The sequence below is a fragment of the Anaeromyxobacter paludicola genome, assembly GCF_023169965.1.
GTDB lineage: Bacteria > Myxococcota > Myxococcia > Myxococcales > Anaeromyxobacteraceae > Anaeromyxobacter_B > Anaeromyxobacter_B paludicola.
In genome coordinates, this window is sequence record NZ_AP025592.1 from 3,259,744 (window position 1) to 3,275,855 (window position 16,112).

Consider the following 16,112-nt stretch of genomic DNA (forward strand, 5'->3'; position numbering starts at 1 on the left):
CATGCACGACCGGCTGCCGCTCGTCGCTGTTGGCGCACGCACGGCGATCCCGTCGGGGCGAACCGAGCGAGGTGTGCGGGTGCTCGCGAAAGGTTTCTCCGCGCTCGCCCCTTCGGTCACTGTACAACGTCTCGGGACGGCCCCGCGGCGTTGAACCGGCATCGGCCAACCCGAAGCGTACGCCTCGCGTGCGCGGCGACACTCAGGGGGACCGGATGCGCGCCTGCCATCGCCTGACATGCCTGTTGCTGGCGGCGCTCCTGGCTTGCGGTGGGAGTGCGCCGAAGGACGAGCTTGGAACGGCGTCGCGCGAGGTACGCGACCGCCTGTGTGCGGCCGCGTGGAGCGGCTACACGGGGCACTGGGTCTACTACGGTTCGCTCGCGAGCTGTGGGGGGAGCGACCCCGACGACTGTGGGGAGCTCCAGTGCACCAACACGGAGTGGAGCAACTACTGCACCGACTATAATTGCCCGGCTGGCTACACGTGCACTCTTGGCAGCCAGACGCTGGTGGGCCCCACCACGTATCACTACTGCAACTGCATCAAGGTTCAGAACAGCGTCACCCCGGTGATGATCCCCGACGGCACGCCGTGCGCCAATCTCTCGGGCACCTGCCAGCGCGGCGCTTGCGTCCGGTGACGCCTGCCGGTTGCGACCGGGGTGCTCCTCTCCTCGCCGGGCCCCTCGGGGCCCGCGGCAAGCAGGAGCCCGGGTGGCGCGGCCGGCGCCGCTTCGATGGTGTGCTCCGCCCCCCTCGACCAGGGGACATGCGCGCCCCCTTTCCGTGGCAACCCTTGTGACCGCCCCCGTGTTGGACTAACCAGACAGGAGACTCCCGCCCCGCCCACCTCGGGCCGAGAGGGCCCCGGATGGCACCCAGCCCGCGCCTTCCATCCAGTTCCTACCCCGGCCTCGACGAGGCGCTGGCCGCGAGGCTGACGGGGCCGGCCGACGATGCGGGCCCTTCCGGCGCGAGCGGACTGCGCCCGGAGGTCTGGATCCCGCTCCTGTACCTGGCGCTCTCCGGCGCCTGGATCTCCTTCTCGGACCACCTGGTCGCGGCGGCGGCGCGCACCTCCGAGGAGTACGCGCAGTGGTCCACCTGGAAGGGGCTCGGCTTCACGGTCGTGACGGCCCTGCTCCTCCACGCCGGAATGCGCTGGGCGCTCGAGCGGCAGCGGCGCGCCCAGCAGCAGGTGGTCCTGCGCGAGGCGCTCCTGCGCGCCATCACCGACGCGCTCGCCGACCCGGTCTTCGTGAAGGACCGCGCGGGCAACTTCGTCTTCGCCAACCCGGCCACGCTCTCCACCCTGGGCAGGCGGCCCGAGGAGGTGCTGGGGAGGAGCGATCGCCAGATCCACGGGGACGCGGCCGTGGGCGAGGCGGTCATGGCCCACGATCGGCGGATCGTCGCCACCGGCCAGCCGGAGGCGCTGGAGGAGTGGCTGGAGACGCCGCGCGGCCGGCGCTTGCACCTCACCACCCGCTCGCCGTTCCGGGACGCCGCGCGCGAGATCGTCGGCGTGGTCGGCGTCTCGCGCGACATCACGGAGCGCAAGAAGGCCGAGGAGCAGCTCCTGCAGTCCCAGAAGCTCGAGAGCATCGGGCGGCTCGCGGGCGGCGTGGCGCACGACTTCAACAACCTCCTCACGGCGATCCTGGCCTGCAGCGCGTCCCTGAAGGAGGACCTGGCCCGCGGGGCGGCGGCGCAGCCGGAGGACGTGGAGGAGATCCTGGCCGCCGGCGAGCGCGCCCGCGACCTCACGCGCCAGCTCCTCGCCTTCGCCCGCAAGCAGGTCATCGCGCCGGTGGCGCTCGATCTCAACGCGGTCGTGCGCGGGATGCAGAAGCTCCTCGACCGGCTGCTCGGAGAGGACGTCGAGCTGCGGGTGAAGCTGCAGCCCGGCCTGTGGACCCTGCACGCCGACCCCGGGCAGGTGGAGCAGGTGATCCTGAACCTGGTGGTCAACGCCCGGGACGCGATGCCGCGCGGAGGGGTGCTCGAGCTCGAGACCCGCAACGCCACGGAGGAGCCGGCGCAGGACCCCGAGCGCATGCCGGGGGAGTGGGTGCGGCTCGCGGTCCGCGACTCGGGCGAGGGGATGTCCCCCGAGGTGCGGGCGCACCTCTTCGAGCCGTTCTTCACGACGAAGGACCCGGGGAAGGGGACCGGGCTCGGGCTCGCCACGGTCTACGGCATCGTCCAGCAGGCCGGGGGCCACGCGCACGTGCAGACGGAGCTGGGCCGTGGCACCTGCTTCGAGCTCTGCTTCCCGCGCGTCATCGCCGCCGCCCCGCCCTACGCCCGGCCGGTGGCCCCGCAGGCGACCGGCGGAAAGGAGACGGTCCTGGTGGTCGAGGACGAGCCGCAGGTGCGAGCGGTCACGGTCCGCGTGCTCCGCGCAGCCGGCTACGAGGTCGTGGCCGCCGCGGATCCACGAGAGGCGCTGGCGCTCGAGTGGGAGGAGCCCGGCCGGCTGCGCCTGCTCGTCACCGACGTGGTGATGCCCGGGATGGACGGCCGCGCGCTCGCGCAGGAGCTCCGCCGCCGGCACTCCGGCCTGAAGGTGCTCTTCGTCTCGGGCTACCCGCAGGAGATCATCGCCGAGCGGGGAGTCCTCGAGCCGGGGATCGACTTCCTCGAGAAGCCGTTCACCGGACCGGGGCTCCTCTCCCGCGTGCGTGCGGTGCTCGACGCGGGCTGAGGAGGAGCCGGCCGGGCGCGTGCCCCAGGCCGACTGAGTGAATTCACCGATCGCTGCGTCATATGACGACGTCGCCCCGGGGGCCGGCCCCGTCCGCAGCCGGAGACGTTCAGGGGAATCTGGCGGAGGCGGGCGCCGCGCGGAATCGGTCGGCCTCTCCATCGACCTGAGCCCGGTCCGCGCCCCCGGTGGCGATCCCGCCTCGCCTGGCCCCGGCACGGTCCGCGCCGGCCGAGGCCCGATCCGGCGGTGCCGGTGGCGGCCGCGCGCCGCGGCTCCGGGCTCGACGTCGGTGCCGACCCCGGTGCCGGAGGTGGCTGAGGCGCCTGGGTCGGCGCGGGGTCCGCACCCGGAAACCATCCGGGTTCCCGGCCACTTATCGCCCACGCGGGTCTGTAGGTGAACGGTGCCGGAGGTGGGCGGGTCAAAGGGAGGGCCGCACCCCCGGAGAGGTTGGTGGCTCGTGGGAGGGAACCCGTGTGGGGCTCTCGCTCGGCCGCCTCCGGCACCGGCCTCCTCGGACCTCCCATGGCCGCCGACCCGACCGGGGTGGCACCCTGTCCCGAGTGACCTGGCCGGGCGCCCGCGACGCCCTTCTGGCCGGACCTTGCTCGGCTCGGGGAGGTTGGCATCCCGCTCGCAAAGAGAAGGCGCGGTCCCGAGCCTGGAGGGGGCGGCCGCGCTCCGCAGCGGAGCGCGGCTGGCTCGGGACCACTTCGGAACGCCGTGGGCCAGCCGAACGCCGCCGTCGGGACGCACCTGGGAGGGAACATCGACCCTCTCGGCGTAGCGCATCCGCCGCCGGTCGAGGGCGTCCCGCGCGGCGCGCCCCTCGTGCTGGCAGTGAACCCCGCCCCGGGCGTCACCCGGCTGGGCCTGTTCGAGGGGGAGCGGCTGGTCCGCTCCGCCGCCGTCCAGCACTCGGAGCGGAGCCTCCGCGCCTGCCGCCGCCTGCTCGAGCAGCAGGACTTCCGGCTCGACGGCGTCCGGGGCTTCCTGACCGCGGCCGGGGTGCAGCCGGGCCGGCTCGCCGCGGCGGTGGGGCAGGGCGGGCTGCTCCCGCGCGCGCTCCCCGGCACCTACCTCGTGGACGACGCGCTCCTGCGCGAGCAGGCCCAGGCCGCGCCCATCGAGCACGAGGCGAACCTCGGCGCCCCCATCGTCCACGCGCTCGCCAGCGAGCACGGCTGCCCGGCCTACGTGGTGGACCCGGTGGACGAGGCGGCCCTCGACGCGCTCGCCCGCCTCGGCGGCGCGCGCGGCCCGGTGAGGACGGCCCTCACCCACGCGCTCAACATGCGGCTCGTCGCCCGCCGCCACGCCTCGGGCGTGAACCGGCCGACGCAGGAGATGAAGCACGTGGTGGCCCACCTCGGCGACGGGTTCTCGCTCGCGGCCCTGCGCGGCGGCGTCCTCCTCGACGCGGTGACCTCGCTCGCGCCGGTGGGCGAGGCCCGCGGCGACAGCATCGAGACGGCGCTCGCCGCGGCGTGCGCCCAGCCGGGCGCCGACGCCCGCTCGGTGGCGGCGGGGCTCTTCGGCGCGCGCGCGCTCCAGCCCACGCTCTCGGGCGCGCAGGTGCTCACCGCCCTCGCCCGCGCCGAGCGGGGAGAGCGGACCGCCTTCCTGCTCCTCGAGGCGGTGAGCTACCAGCTCGCGAAGGTGGTGGGCGAGCTCGCGACGGTGCTCGAGGGCGAGGTGGACGGGATCCTCCTCACCGGCGGGCTCACGAGCGCCGGCCCGGTGGTGAGCGGCCTGTCGCGCCGGGTGGAGTGGATCGCGCCGGTGTTCGTCTACCCGGGCGAGGAGGAGCTCCGGGCGCTGGCGGACGGCGCGCTCAGGGCCCTGAGCGGCGCGGAGCAGGCGCTGCGCTATCCGCGCTGCTGACCGGCCGGCCCGGGCCCGGGCGGAGGAAGCGGGGCGAGTCGGCGCGGCCCCGCCGCCAGTGCAGGAAGGCCCAGCCGGCGATCGCGAGCACGAAGGCCACCGCCACCCCGAGCTCCACCTCGTGGACCCGCCGCTTCACCACCTCGATCTGCGTGGCGAAGAAGTAGCCGAGCCCGACCACCAGCGGCACCGAGAGCAGCGCCGAGAGCCCGTCGGCGAGCAGGAAGGTCCGGCTCGACACGCCGCTCGCGCCGGCGAGCGCGAAGGTGGGCAGCCGGAACCCGGAGGCGTGCCGCGCCGCCATGATGGTGAGGAAGTCGTGCTTCTCGAAGTGGCACTCGATCCAGGCCCGCCGCTTGGGCGTGAAGACGCGGGCGATGCGCGGGTTCTCGAGCACCTGCCTCCCGTGCTTCCGCCCCAGCCGGAAGAGCAGGTAGTCGCCGGTGAGGATGCCGAGGTAGGTCGCGGCGAGCGCCGGCAAGAAGGAGATCACGCCCTCGTGCGCCAGGTAGCCCGCGGTGAGCTGCGTGAGCTCCTCGGGGAAGGGGATCCCGACCCCGGCCGACACCAGCACGCCGAAGATCGCGGCGTAGCTGAAGTGCGTGAGCAGGCGGAGCAGCACGGCTCACCATGATAGGTCCGCCCGGCGGCGACGGAGGCGGCGAACTGCGGGCGGGTGGGTTCCCCCGGCGCCGCCCCCTTGAGAGGGTCGGCGGCCGAAGTCGTTGCGGCCCTGTGGCGCGGTGCGCAATATAGCCCCGCCGGACCGATCGATTCTCGAATCAAGGAGCAGGCATGCCCCTCAAGATCCTGGTCGCCGCCAAGCGCGTCGAGGACCCGGAGTCGAAGATCAAGGTGAAGCCGGACGGGAGCGGCATCGTCACCGACGGCGTGAACTACAAGCTCAACCCCTTCGACGAGATCGCGGTCGAGGAGGGGCTCCGGCTCAAGGAGAAGCACGGCGGCGAGGTCGTCGTGGCCTCGATCGGCGGCGACAAGTCGGTCACCGAGATCCGGGCCGCGCTCGCCATGGGGGCCGACCGCGCCATCCTCGTGAAGCACGACGGCCCGCTCGACCCGGTGGTGGTCTCGGCCATCTTCCAGAAGCTCTTCGAGCAGGAGACGCCCGACCTCGTCCTGCTCGGCAAGCAGTCGATCGACGACGACCAGAACCAGGTCGGCCAGTACCTCGCCGAGCGGCTCGGCCTGCCGCAGGCCACCTTCGCGTCCAAGACCGAGAGCCTGGAGAGCGAGGCGGAGCAGAAGAAGCAGCCGGGGCTCGCGCTCGCCGCGGACGGCAAGACGCTCGAGGTGGTGCGCGAGGTGGACGGGGGCGTGGAGACGCTCGCGCTCCGGCTCCCCGCGGTGGTCACCACCGACCTGCGGCTCAACAAGCCGCGCTTCGCCTCGCTGCCCGGGATCATGAAGGCCAAGAAGAAGGAGGTGAAGGAGCTCGCCGCGGCGTCGCTCGGCGTGGACCTCGCCCCGAAGGTGGTGGTGAAGAAGCTCGCCGAGCCGCCGAAGCGCCAGGGCGGCGTGAAGGTGGCCGACGTGGCCGAGCTCTACGAGAAGCTCCACGCCGAGGCGAAGGTCCTCTAGGAGGTCGCCATGTCGAACGTCCTCATCGTCGCGGAGCAGGCCCAGGGCGCCCTCAAGAAGGCCACCTTCCACGCGCTCGGCGCCGGTCGCGAGGTGGCGCGCCGGACGGGCGGGAAGCTCGTCGCCGCGGTCCTCGGCGCCGGGGTGGGAGGGGCCGCGGAGGAGCTCGCCGCCCACGGGGTGGAGGTGCGGGTGGCCGACGCCCCCGGCCTCGAGCACTACCTCGCCGAGTCCTACGCGCCGGTGGTGGCGCAGCTCGCGAAGGACGTCGGGGCCACCTACGTCGGCGCCGGCGCGACCGCGTTCGGCAAGGATCTCCTGCCCCGCGTGGCGGCCCGCCTCGAGGCGGCCATGGCCACCGAGGTGCTCGGCTTCGCCGGCGACGGCGGCGCGGTCACCTTCCGCCGGCCGATGTGGGCCGGCAACGTGCTCGCGGAGGTGGAGCTCGCCACGCCGGTGAAGGTGTTCACGGTGCGCACCACCGAGTTCCAGCCGGCGCCGCGGGAAGGGCAGGGGAGCGTCGTCCCGGTCGCGGCGAGCGTGGACCCGGCCGCGCTCCGGACCCGCTTCGTCTCCTTCAAGGAGGTGAAGAGCGAGCGGCCGGAGCTGACCGACGCGCGCATCGTGGTCTCCGGCGGCCGCGGCACCAAGGGCGACTTCAAGGAGGTCGAGGCGCTCGCCGACGAGCTCGGCGCCGCGGTGGGCGCGAGCCGCGCCGCGGTGGACGCCGGCTGGGTCCCGAACGACTGGCAGGTGGGGCAGACCGGCAAGGTGGTCGCGCCGGAGCTCTACGTGGCCGCCGGCATCTCCGGCGCCATCCAGCACCTCGCCGGCATGAAGGGCTCGAAGGTGATCGTGGCCGTCAACAAGGACCCCGAGGCGCCCATCTTCGCGCTCGCCGACTACGGGCTCGTGGCCGACCTCTTCAAGGCCCTGCCGGAGCTGCGGGCGAAGATCAAGGCCGGGAAGTGACGGGGCCGGGGATCCCCTCTCTCCCTCTCCCGCGAAGCGGGGGAGGGTCGGGGAGGGGGCCGTCTCACCGCGCGGGCCCGCTCGCATGACCGACGCCGGCCTCGCCGCCCTCGGCATCCACCGCATCCCGGTCCCGGTCCCCTTCCCGCAGGCCGGCGGGCCGGTCAACGTCTACGCCCTCGAGGACGAAGGCGGCGGGCTCTGCCTCTGGGACTCCGGCCTCGGCTCGCCGGAGGGGATCGCGGCCGTGCTCGACGGCCTCGCCGCACTGGGCCGGTCGCCCGCCGACGTCCGCCGCATCTACCTCTCGCACGGCCACGTCGATCACTACGGCGCGGCGCTGGCGCTGATGGAGCGCCGCGGCGCGCCGGTACCGGTGCACGTCCACCCGGCCGACCACGCCAAGGTGGCCGCCTCGGCCCCCGGCTGGCGCGAGCAGGCGCCGCACTACGCCGCGCACCTCGCGAGGCTCGGCGTGCCGCCGGACGTGCTCGCCGCCCTCGCCCGCGAGGTCGGCGCGGGCTTCACCCTGGCCCGCCGGCTGCCCGAGGTCCGCGCCGCGCTCCCCGGCGAGCGGCTCTCCTTCGCCCGCTTCGAGGCCGAGCTGGTCCACATGCCGGGCCACACCCCCGGCCTCCTCTGCCTCTGGGACGCCGCGCACGGCCTCTTCTTCTCCGCCGACCACCTGCTCGAGAAGGTCTCCCCGAACCCGATCATCGAGCTCGGGCCGAACGGCGAGGAGGGCGCCTTCCACCCGCTGCTCCGCTACGTCGAGTCGCTCGCGCGGCTGCGGGCGCTCCCGGTCGAGCGGGTCCTGCCCGGCCACGGCCCGCCCTTCGGCGACCACCGCGCGGTCATCGACGGCCTGGTCGCGTTCTACGGCAAGCGCCAGGCCCGCATCCTCGCGCTCCTCGCCGGGGGCCCCCGCACCGGCTACGAGATCACCCGCGACCTCTTCCCCCGGGCCCGCGAGGGCGACCTGTTCCTCACCGTCTCGGAGGCGGTGGCGAACCTCGAGGTGCTCGAGGCCCGGGGCGCGGTGGCGCGCGCCGAGGAGGGTGGGGTGTACCGCTTCCGGCTCTCGGGGTAGAACGTCGGCCCCGTGGCCGATCTCGCCCTCCTCGTCCTCACGCTCTTCTGGGGCACCACCTTCCTGCTGGTGCACGACACGGTCGCGCACACGCCGGCCGGCCTCTTCCTCTTCCTGCGCTTCGGCCTCGCCGCGCTGGCCCTCGGCGCCGCCGCCCTCTGGCGCCGCGACCGGCCCACGCCCGGGCTCGTGAGGCACGGGCTCCTCCTCGGCGCCTTCCTCCTCGCCGGCTTCGTCTTCCAGACCTTCGGCCTGCGCTACACCACCCCGGCCCGCTCCGGGTTCCTCACCGGCCTCGCGGTGCTGGCGGTCCCGTTCCTGGGCCGCCTGCTGCTCGGACGCAAGGTGCAGCTCGCCTCCTGGATCGGCGTCGCCTTCGCCGTCGCCGGGCTCCTCCTCCTCACCCGGCCCTGGGAGGGCGCGCCGGCGGGCGACGTCCGGCTCGGCGACGCCCTCACCGTCCTCTGCTCGATCGCCTTCGCGCTCCAGATCGTCTACACGAGCGAGTGGACGCGGCGGCACTCGGTGGTGCTGCTCACGCTCATCCAGGTGGGCGTGACCTTCGCCGGGACCGGCGCGCTGGCGCTCCTCGAGCCGGGGCCGGCGCGGGTGGCGCCGGGCGGCTGGCCGGTGATCGCCTTCACCGGCCTCGCCATGACGGCCCTCGCCTTCTTCGTCATGAACTGGGCGCAGCGCCACACCACCGCGGTCCGCGCCGCCCTCATCTTCGCGCTCGAGCCGGTGGCGGCGGCGCTCTTCAGCCACTACTGGGGCGGCGAGCCGCTCGGGCCGCTCGACTGGGCCGGCGGCGGGCTCATCGTCCTCGGCGTGGTGGCCGGGGAGGTGGGCGGCGCGGTCCTCGCCGCGCGCGCGCCCGGCTCCGAGCTGTCGGCCTCGTGAGGTAGAAGGGGCGCTCCGATGCCGCGGCTTCCCATCGAGCTCCTCGACGGCGCCCTCCACGTCCCCGGCAGCGTCCTGTACCTCGACGCGCCGCGGAAGAAGGAGTGCGCCTTCGTCTCCCACGCCCACGGCGACCACATCGGCCGCCACGAGCGGACCATCGCCACCGCGCCCACGGTGGCGCTCATGAAGCACCGGCTCGGCGAGCCGAAGAAGAAGCGGGCCGAGGCGCTGCCGGTGCGCTACCGCGAGCGCTTCGGGCTCGCCGACCTCTCCATCGAGCTCTTCGCGGCCGGCCACGTCCTCGGCTCGGCGCAGATCCGGGTGGAGCGCAACGGCGTCGCCCTCGGCTACACCGGCGACTTCTGCACCGAGCCCACCCGCACCGCCGAGCCCTGCGAGGTGATGCCCTGCGACGTGCTGGTGCTCGAGAGCACCTTCGGGCTGCCGCGCTACGTCTTCCCGCCCAAGGACGAGGTGCTGGCCGCGATCCGCCGCTTCGTGGACGACGCCCTCTCCGACGGCTGCACGCCGGTGCTGCTCGCCTACGCGCTCGGGAAGGCGCAGGAGATCCTGGCCCACCTCGGCGCGCTCGGCTACCGCTGCCGCGCCCACCCGGCGGTGCACGCGGTGAACCGGGTCTACGCCGAGCACGGGGTGGCGCTCGAGAACGTGTCGGCGCTCGACGAGGAGGGGCCGTCGCCGGGCGAGGTGGTGGTGGTGCCGCCGCACCTCGCCGGCTCGGCCGCCATGCGCCACGTGCGCCGCCGCCGCACCGCCATCCTCACCGGCTGGGCGCTCGACCAGGGCGCCCGCTTCGGCCGGCGCGGCGTGGACGCGGCCTTCCCGCTCTCCGACCACGCCGACTTCCCGAGCCTGGTCCGCTACGCCAAGGCGACCGGCGCCTCGCGCTGCCTCACCGTCCACGGCTTCGCCCACGAGCTCGCGGCGGCGCTCAGGGCCGAGGGGATCCGGGCGGAGCCGCTGGTGGAGCGTCGGCAGCTCGAGCTGCTGTAGCGGGGCGCCCCCGCGGCCGCGCCCGGGAGCGCCCGCGCCCGAAACCGGCGAACCCGCGCCATCTGCGGTAAGACTCGCCCGTGATCGAGATCGTCGTGACCGAGGAGGCCGCCGGGCAGCGGCTCGACAAGCTCCTGCGCAAGGCCCTCAAGGACGTGCCGCTGTCGCACGTCTTCAAGATGCTCCGCACCCGCAAGGTGCGGGTGAACGGCGCCCGCGGCCGGCCCGAGCAGCTCCTCGCGGCCGGCGACAAGGTGTCGATCCGCGGCGACGAGGAGCAGCTCCGCGCCCCCGGCGAGAAGCGCCCCCCGCGGCCGGCCGAGGTGAAGGTCACCTTCGGCGTGCTCTTCGAGGACGAGCACCTGCTCGCGGTGGACAAGCCCTCCGGCCTCGCCGCCCACCCCGGCACCGGCATCACCGGCGCCACGCTGGTGGAGCAGGCCCGCGCCTACCTGGAGGTCCCGGCCGAGCCGCCCGCCGGCGCCTTCGTCCCCTCGCCGGCGCACCGGCTCGACCGGGAGACCTCCGGCATCGTGGTGGTGGCGAAGACCCGCAAGGCGATGGTCGGCCTCACCCACATCTTCACGAGCGGGGAGGGCGTGAAGAAGACCTACCTCGCCCTCGCGAAGGGCAAGCTCACCCGCCCCGAGGGCACCATCGACCTCCCGCTCTCCGAGCACGAGCAGACCGGCAAGAGCAAGGCGATGCGCGGCGTGAACATGCAGGAGGCGGTGACCCACTGGCGCGTGGTCTCGTCGATGAAGGAGGCGACCCTGCTCGCGGTCCGGATCGAGACCGGGCGCACCCACCAGATCCGGCGCCACCTCGAGTCGGTGGGCCACCCGGTGGCGGGCGACCGGCGCTACGGCGACTTCCCCTTCAACCGGATCGCGAAGCAGCGGTGGGGGCTCGACCGGATGTTCCTGCACGCATGGAAGCTGGAGCTGCCGCACCCGGTCACCGGGGGGCGGGTCCGGCTCGAGGCGCCGCTCCCGGGCGAGCTCGCCGAGGTCCTCTCCCGGATGAACCTGGCGGCGCCCCCGCCGGGCGGGTCGCGCGCGAAGGCGCCGCCCGCCGCGCCGGGACGTTGATCCGGGGTCCCGCCCGGCCTAACTTCCGGTGCGATGAGCGAGCGCGCCGCCCCGACCGGCAGGAGCCCCCGCCCGCGGCGGCTCCGCTGGGTGTGGCGGATCGGCCTGGCGCTGCTCCTCCTCCTGGCGCTCGGGGCCGGCGCCGCGGCCTTCGCCTGGGCCTCCCTCCACGCCCGCTACTCGCGCGGCCTGCCCGGGCTCCCGAGCCTCGCCGGCTGGCGCCCGCCGGTGGTGACCGAGCTCGTGAGCGCCGACGGCCAGCTCGCGGGGGAGCTCTTCGTCGAGAACCGCGAGGTGGTCCCGTTCGACCGGATCCCGCGCCGGCTGGTGCAGGCCTTCATCGCCTCCGAGGACCAGCACTTCTTCGAGCACCACGGCGTGGACTGGCAGGGCACGCTCCGCGCCGCGCTCAACACCTACGTCCTCCGCCGCGGCGTGCAGGGCGGCTCCACCCTCACCCAGCAGACGGCGAAGGCGCTGCTCATCTCGCAGGAGGGGTTCGCCGAGGGCTCGCGCCGGACCCTGGGGCGCAAGCTGCGCGAGTTCATCCTGGCGCAGCGGCTCGAGGCGGCCTTCACCAAGGACGAGATCCTCTGGCTCTACCTGAACGGCGTCTTCCTCGGCCACCACAGCTACGGTGTGCAGGCGGCGGCGCGGAACTACTTCCACAAGGACGTGTCGGAGCTCACGCTCGCCGAGGCCTCGCTCCTCGCCGGCCTGCCGCAGGCGCCCACCCGCTACTCGCCGTTCGCCCACCCCGAGGCGGCGGCCGCCCGGCGCCGCTACGTGCTCCGGCGCATGGTCGAGGACGGGTACGCGACCGAGGCCGAGCGGGCCGAGGCGGAGGCCGAGGCGGTGAAGGTGTTCCCGCTGCGCGACCTCTTCCGCGAGGAGGCGCCGTTCTACTCGGAGCAGCTCCGCCAGCTCGCGGCCCAGCGCTGGGGCGACGACCGGGTCCTCAAGGACGGGCTCCGCGTCGAGGCGGCGATGGACCTCGAGGACCAGCGCGCCGCCCGCGCGGCCCTCCTGCACGGGCTCATGGAGGTGGACCACCGGCAGGGCTGGTACGGGCCGGTGGCGCGGGTGTCCGGGGCGGAGCGCGCCGCGCTCTCGAAGCGGATCGCGCAGGCCTTCCCCGACCCGGCGCCGGGCGACTACCTCGTCGGCATCGTGGACCGGGTGGACGACGCGGAGGGGCTGGTCCGCGTGGACGTGGGCGGCCGGGAGGGGATCCTGCCCATCGCCGGGATGCGCTGGGCCCGCTCGCCCAACCCCACCGTGAGCTACCCGGGCGCGCTCCTCACGAAGCCGTCGAAGGCGCTCGCCGCCGGCGACGTGGTGGCGGTCCGGCGCCGCACCCGCAAGGAGCTGCAGGCCGAGGAGACCGGCAAGGCGCGGGCCGCCGTGCCGGAGGCGACGCTCCTCCTCTCCCTCGAGCAGGAGCCGAAGCTCCAGGGCGCGCTCGTCTCGGTGGACCCCTGGAGCGGCTACGTCCTCGCGATGGTGGGCGGCTACGACTTCGACGCCTCCGAGTTCAACCGCGCCATGCAGGCCTGCCGCCAGCCGGGGTCGGCCTTCAAGCCGGTGGTCTACACCGCGGCGGTGGAGAAGCTCGACTACACCCCGGCCACGCTCCTCACCGACGCGCCCATGGTGCTGCGCGACGAGACCACCGGCCAGGCCTGGAAGCCCGAGAACTACGGCTCGGCCTTCAAGGGCGACGTCACGCTGCGCGACGCGCTCGTCCACTCGATGAACATCCCGGCGGTGAAGACCGCCGCCGCGCTCGGCGGGGAGCAGCTCGCCGCCTGGGCGAAGACGCTCGGCCTGCAGAGCCCGGTGAAGCCGGAGCTCGGGAGCGCCCTCGGCAGCTCCTGCGTCACGCCCTTCGAGCTCGCCAACGTCTACGCGCTCCTCGACCGCTACGGCGAGAAGGGGCGGAGCACGCTCGTGAAGCGGGTGCTCGACCGCGACGGGCGGGTGCTCGAGGACCACGCCGACTGGCGCGATCCCTGGGTGCCGCTCGGCGAGCGGCTCGCGGCGGCGGTGGCGGAGGTGGAGCGCCCGAGGGAGCGGGTGATGGACGAGCGGACCGCCTACATCGTCGTCCACCTCATGCAGGAGGTGGCCACGGTGGGCACCGGGGCGCAGGCGGCGCGCCTCGGCAAGCCGGCGGCCGGGAAGACCGGCACCACCAACGACTCCTTCGACACCTGGTTCATGGGGTTCACCCGCGACGTGGTCGGCGCGGTCTGGTTCGGCTACGACCAGAACGAGCAGCCGCTCGGCCGTTACGAGACCGGTGGCCGGGCCGCGCTCCCCACCTGGCTCGCCTACATGCAGGCGGCGCTCGCCGACCGCCCCCAGCCCGAGTTCCCGGTGCCGGAGGGGATCGTGGAGGTCCCGATCGATCCCCTCACCGGCAAGGCGTCGCCCGGGGGCGTGGTCGAGCCGTTCAAGGAGGGGACCGAGCCGAAGGACGACCAGGGGGGCTCGCCGCGCGTCGAGGTGCAGGACCTGTTCAGCCAGTGAGCCGCCCGGGTGGGGAAGGGTGGGCCGGCCGCTTCCTTGACCCCCAAGGGGGCGCCGCTTAGCATGGTCGGGCCAAGCCTGCGGCAAGAGGCGGTTTTCCTGTCCCGGGCCCGGCCCCCTCCATGCTGACATCGCTCGAAAGCTTCGGCCTCAAGCGCACGCTCTACATCACCTTCACCATCGCGCACGTGGCGGTGGTGTCCCTGACGGCGGTCGCCATCGACCGGTCGGTGCGGGAGTCGTTCGACCGCGCCGCCGCGCAGCGGGTCGCCGGCGACGCGCGCCAGCTCGCCGAGGCCATCGCCGCCCCTCTCGCCCAGGGGAAGGACGACCGGGTGCAGAAGGCGCTCGAGCTCTTCCAGGAGGACGACCTCTCCTTCGCGGTGGTGCAGCGGCCCGACCGGTCGGTGCTGGCGAAGCGGATGAACGGGACGCAGCCGGAGGAGCTCTCGGCGCTCCTCGCCGACACCGCGCGGCGCGAGGACGTCTCGTTCCAGCGGGTCGGGGATCGCTTCGCCTTCGCCCTGCCGATCCGGACCGTGACCGACGCGAGCGGCGACCTGCGGCTCGCCACCCCCACCACCCCCGGCGCGCGGCTCCTCGGCTACGTCTACCTCGGCATCAACCCGGTCGACACCGAGCAGCGCGTGAGCCACACGCGCTGGGTGGTGCTCGGCTTCCTCGGCCTGGGCGGCCTGCTCATGGGCCTGCTCATGTACCTGCTCACGAACCGGGTGGTGCTGCGCCGGATCGAGGAGATGAGCGCCGTCGCCCGCCGCGTCTCCGACTGCGACCTCACGAGCCGCGCCGGCAAGGGCGCCGACGACGAGATCGGGACGCTCGCCGAGTCGCTCAACCGCATCGGCGAGAACCTCACCGTGACCCTGTCGCGGGTGAAGGGCGTCACCGACGGCGTGGGCGCGGTCATCGAGAAGATCGCCAAGACCGGCGCCACCGTGGCCGACGGCTCGGAGACGGTGACGGTGCGGGTGGCCGAGACCGGCAGCTCGATGAGCCAGATGATCGCGAGCCTCAAGGGGATCGCGGACAACGTCGAGGTGCTGGCGCAGAGCGCCGAGGAGTCGTCCTCCTCGATCCTCGAGATGGCCGCCACCAACGACGAGGTGGCCGAGAACATCCAGTCGCTCGCCGCCAGCGTGGAGGAGACCACCGCCGCCATCGAGGAGATGACCTACTCGATCAAGGAGGTGGCGAAGAACGTCGAGGACCTCTCCGCCACCGCCGAGGAGACGAGCTCCTCGATGAACGAGATGGACGTCTCCATCAGCCAGGTCGAGTCGAACGCCAACGAGACGGCGCGCCTCTCGGAGCAGGCGCAGAAGGACGCCGAGATGGGCGCCGAGGCGCTGTCGCGCACCCTCGGCGGCATCGACAAGATCAAGGAGTCGTCGAAGGAGGCGGCCACGGTCATCGAGGCCCTGGGCCAGAAGATCGCCACCGTCGGCAACATCCTCAACGTCATCGACGACGTGGCCGAGCAGACCAACCTGCTCGCCCTCAACGCCGCCATCCTGGCCGCCCAGTCGGGCGAGCACGGCAAGGGCTTCGCGGTGGTCGCCGACGAGATCAAGGACCTCGCCGAGCGCACCGGCGCCTCCACCAAGGAGATCAGCGAGCTCATCCGCTCGGTGCAGGACCAGTCGAAGAACGCGGTGCGCGCCATGGACCGCGGCGTGAAGAACGTCGAGGAGGGCGTGAAGCTCGGCCAGGAGACGCAGACCGCGCTCAACAAGATCCGCGACTCGACCGGCAAGGCGACGCAGATGGTGAAGGCGATCGCCCGCGCCACCATCGAGCAGGCCCGCGGCTCGAAGCAGGTCACCATGGCGATCAACCGGATCGCCGAGACGGTGCAGCAGATCGCGACCGCCACCGCCGAGCAGGCCCGGGGCTCCGAGCAGATCATGAAGAGCGCCGAGAAGATGAAGATCATCACCAAGCACGTCGAGCGCTCGAGCCAGGAGCAGGCGCGCGGGTCGAAGCAGATCACGAAGTCGATCGAGTCGATCAGCGAGATGGTGAACCACCTCAACCGCGCCCAGAAGGAGCAGACGCAGGGCTCGGAGCAGGTGATGGTGGCGGTCGAGGAGATCAAGCACGTCGCCGAGGCGCAGACGGCGAGCGTGCAGGAGCTCGAGCAGGCCATCCAGGACCTCGCCTCCCAGGCCGAGGTGCTGAGCGGCGAGGTGCAGCGCTTCCGGCTGAACTGATCCGAGGGGGCCCGGCCCCCGCGCGCGTGGCGCCGCCGCGGCGCGGGCGATACCATCGCTGGCCCACGCACCGTGCGAGGACC

General features: G+C 73.6%; 12 protein-coding genes. 11 read left to right on the forward strand and 1 reads right to left on the reverse strand.

The features are described 5' to 3' along the window. The first annotated feature begins 188 nt into the window (after positions 1-188). The 3 genes from AMPC_RS14590 to AMPC_RS14600 all read left to right on the forward strand — a co-directional run bounded on the left by AMPC_RS14590 (position 189) and on the right by AMPC_RS14600 (position 4,597). Positions 189-644, forward strand: a complete 456-nt coding sequence (locus AMPC_RS14590; RefSeq protein WP_248342023.1) for a hypothetical protein — start codon at positions 189-191, stop codon at positions 642-644. Between the two features lie 230 nt (positions 645-874). Beyond that, positions 875-2,710, forward strand: a complete 1,836-nt coding sequence (locus AMPC_RS14595; RefSeq protein ID WP_248342025.1) for an ATP-binding protein — start codon at positions 875-877, stop codon at positions 2,708-2,710. A 726-nt stretch (positions 2,711-3,436) separates the two neighbouring features. Continuing rightward, positions 3,437-4,597, forward strand: a complete 1,161-nt coding sequence (locus AMPC_RS14600) for a butyrate kinase (RefSeq protein ID WP_248342027.1) — start codon at positions 3,437-3,439, stop codon at positions 4,595-4,597. On the opposite strand, the gene AMPC_RS14605 is transcribed toward AMPC_RS14600, so the two are convergent. Beyond that, a complete protein-coding gene (locus AMPC_RS14605; RefSeq protein ID WP_248342029.1) occupies positions 4,548-5,219 on the reverse strand; it encodes a DedA family protein in 672 nt (223 codons plus the stop codon). The two genes, AMPC_RS14600 and AMPC_RS14605, sit on opposite strands and share 50 nt — an antisense overlap. A gap of 173 nt (positions 5,220-5,392) precedes the next feature. Here AMPC_RS14605 and AMPC_RS14610 point away from each other — a divergent pair, with 173 nt between their 5' ends. From AMPC_RS14610 to AMPC_RS14645, 8 genes are all read left to right on the forward strand, one after another. Beyond that, positions 5,393-6,196 (forward strand): electron transfer flavoprotein subunit beta/FixA family protein, encoded by an 804-nt coding sequence (locus tag AMPC_RS14610; protein WP_248342031.1) that lies wholly within the window; start codon positions 5,393-5,395, stop codon positions 6,194-6,196. A gap of 9 nt (positions 6,197-6,205) precedes the next feature. Next, positions 6,206-7,168 (forward strand): electron transfer flavoprotein subunit alpha/FixB family protein, encoded by a 963-nt coding sequence (locus AMPC_RS14615; protein ID WP_248342038.1) that lies wholly within the window; start codon positions 6,206-6,208, stop codon positions 7,166-7,168. Between the two features lie 85 nt (positions 7,169-7,253). Continuing rightward, the gene (locus AMPC_RS14620) at positions 7,254-8,258 is read left to right on the forward strand and encodes an MBL fold metallo-hydrolase (protein WP_248342043.1); all 1,005 of its coding nucleotides are present in this window, start codon (positions 7,254-7,256) and stop codon (positions 8,256-8,258) included. Between the two features lie 12 nt (positions 8,259-8,270). Beyond that, a complete protein-coding gene (locus tag AMPC_RS14625; protein ID WP_248342045.1) occupies positions 8,271-9,158 on the forward strand; it encodes a DMT family transporter in 888 nt (295 codons plus the stop codon). Positions 9,159-9,176: 18 nt separating this feature from the next. After that, the gene (locus tag AMPC_RS14630) at positions 9,177-10,175 is read left to right on the forward strand and encodes an MBL fold metallo-hydrolase (protein WP_248342046.1); all 999 of its coding nucleotides are present in this window, start codon (positions 9,177-9,179) and stop codon (positions 10,173-10,175) included. 80 nt (positions 10,176-10,255) lie between these two features. Next, a complete protein-coding gene (locus AMPC_RS14635; RefSeq protein ID WP_248342047.1) occupies positions 10,256-11,266 on the forward strand; it encodes an RluA family pseudouridine synthase in 1,011 nt (336 codons plus the stop codon). A 33-nt stretch (positions 11,267-11,299) separates the two neighbouring features. Beyond that, the gene (locus tag AMPC_RS14640) at positions 11,300-13,798 is read left to right on the forward strand and encodes a penicillin-binding protein 1A (RefSeq protein WP_248342048.1); all 2,499 of its coding nucleotides are present in this window, start codon (positions 11,300-11,302) and stop codon (positions 13,796-13,798) included. A 122-nt stretch (positions 13,799-13,920) separates the two neighbouring features. Then, on the forward strand, positions 13,921-16,029 hold the full coding sequence (locus AMPC_RS14645) for a methyl-accepting chemotaxis protein (protein ID WP_248342049.1): 2,109 nt from the start codon (positions 13,921-13,923) through the stop codon (positions 16,027-16,029). Positions 16,030-16,112 lie beyond the last annotated feature (83 nt).

What these genes read in the sequence shown, in the direction of transcription:
- AMPC_RS14610 (WP_248342031.1), top strand. Translation starts at nt 5,393, where the DNA reads ATGCCCCTCAAGATCCTGGTCGCCGCCAAGCGCGTCGAGGACCCGGAG.
- AMPC_RS14640 (WP_248342048.1), top strand. Translation starts at nt 11,300, where the DNA reads ATGAGCGAGCGCGCCGCCCCGACCGGCAGGAGCCCCCGCCCGCGGCGG.
- AMPC_RS14630 (WP_248342046.1), top strand. Translation starts at nt 9,177, where the DNA reads ATGCCGCGGCTTCCCATCGAGCTCCTCGACGGCGCCCTCCACGTCCCC.
- AMPC_RS14645 (WP_248342049.1), top strand. Translation starts at nt 13,921, where the DNA reads ATGCTGACATCGCTCGAAAGCTTCGGCCTCAAGCGCACGCTCTACATC.
- AMPC_RS14620 (WP_248342043.1), top strand. Translation starts at nt 7,254, where the DNA reads ATGACCGACGCCGGCCTCGCCGCCCTCGGCATCCACCGCATCCCGGTC.
- AMPC_RS14595 (WP_248342025.1), top strand. Translation starts at nt 875, where the DNA reads ATGGCACCCAGCCCGCGCCTTCCATCCAGTTCCTACCCCGGCCTCGAC.
- AMPC_RS14615 (WP_248342038.1), top strand. Translation starts at nt 6,206, where the DNA reads ATGTCGAACGTCCTCATCGTCGCGGAGCAGGCCCAGGGCGCCCTCAAG.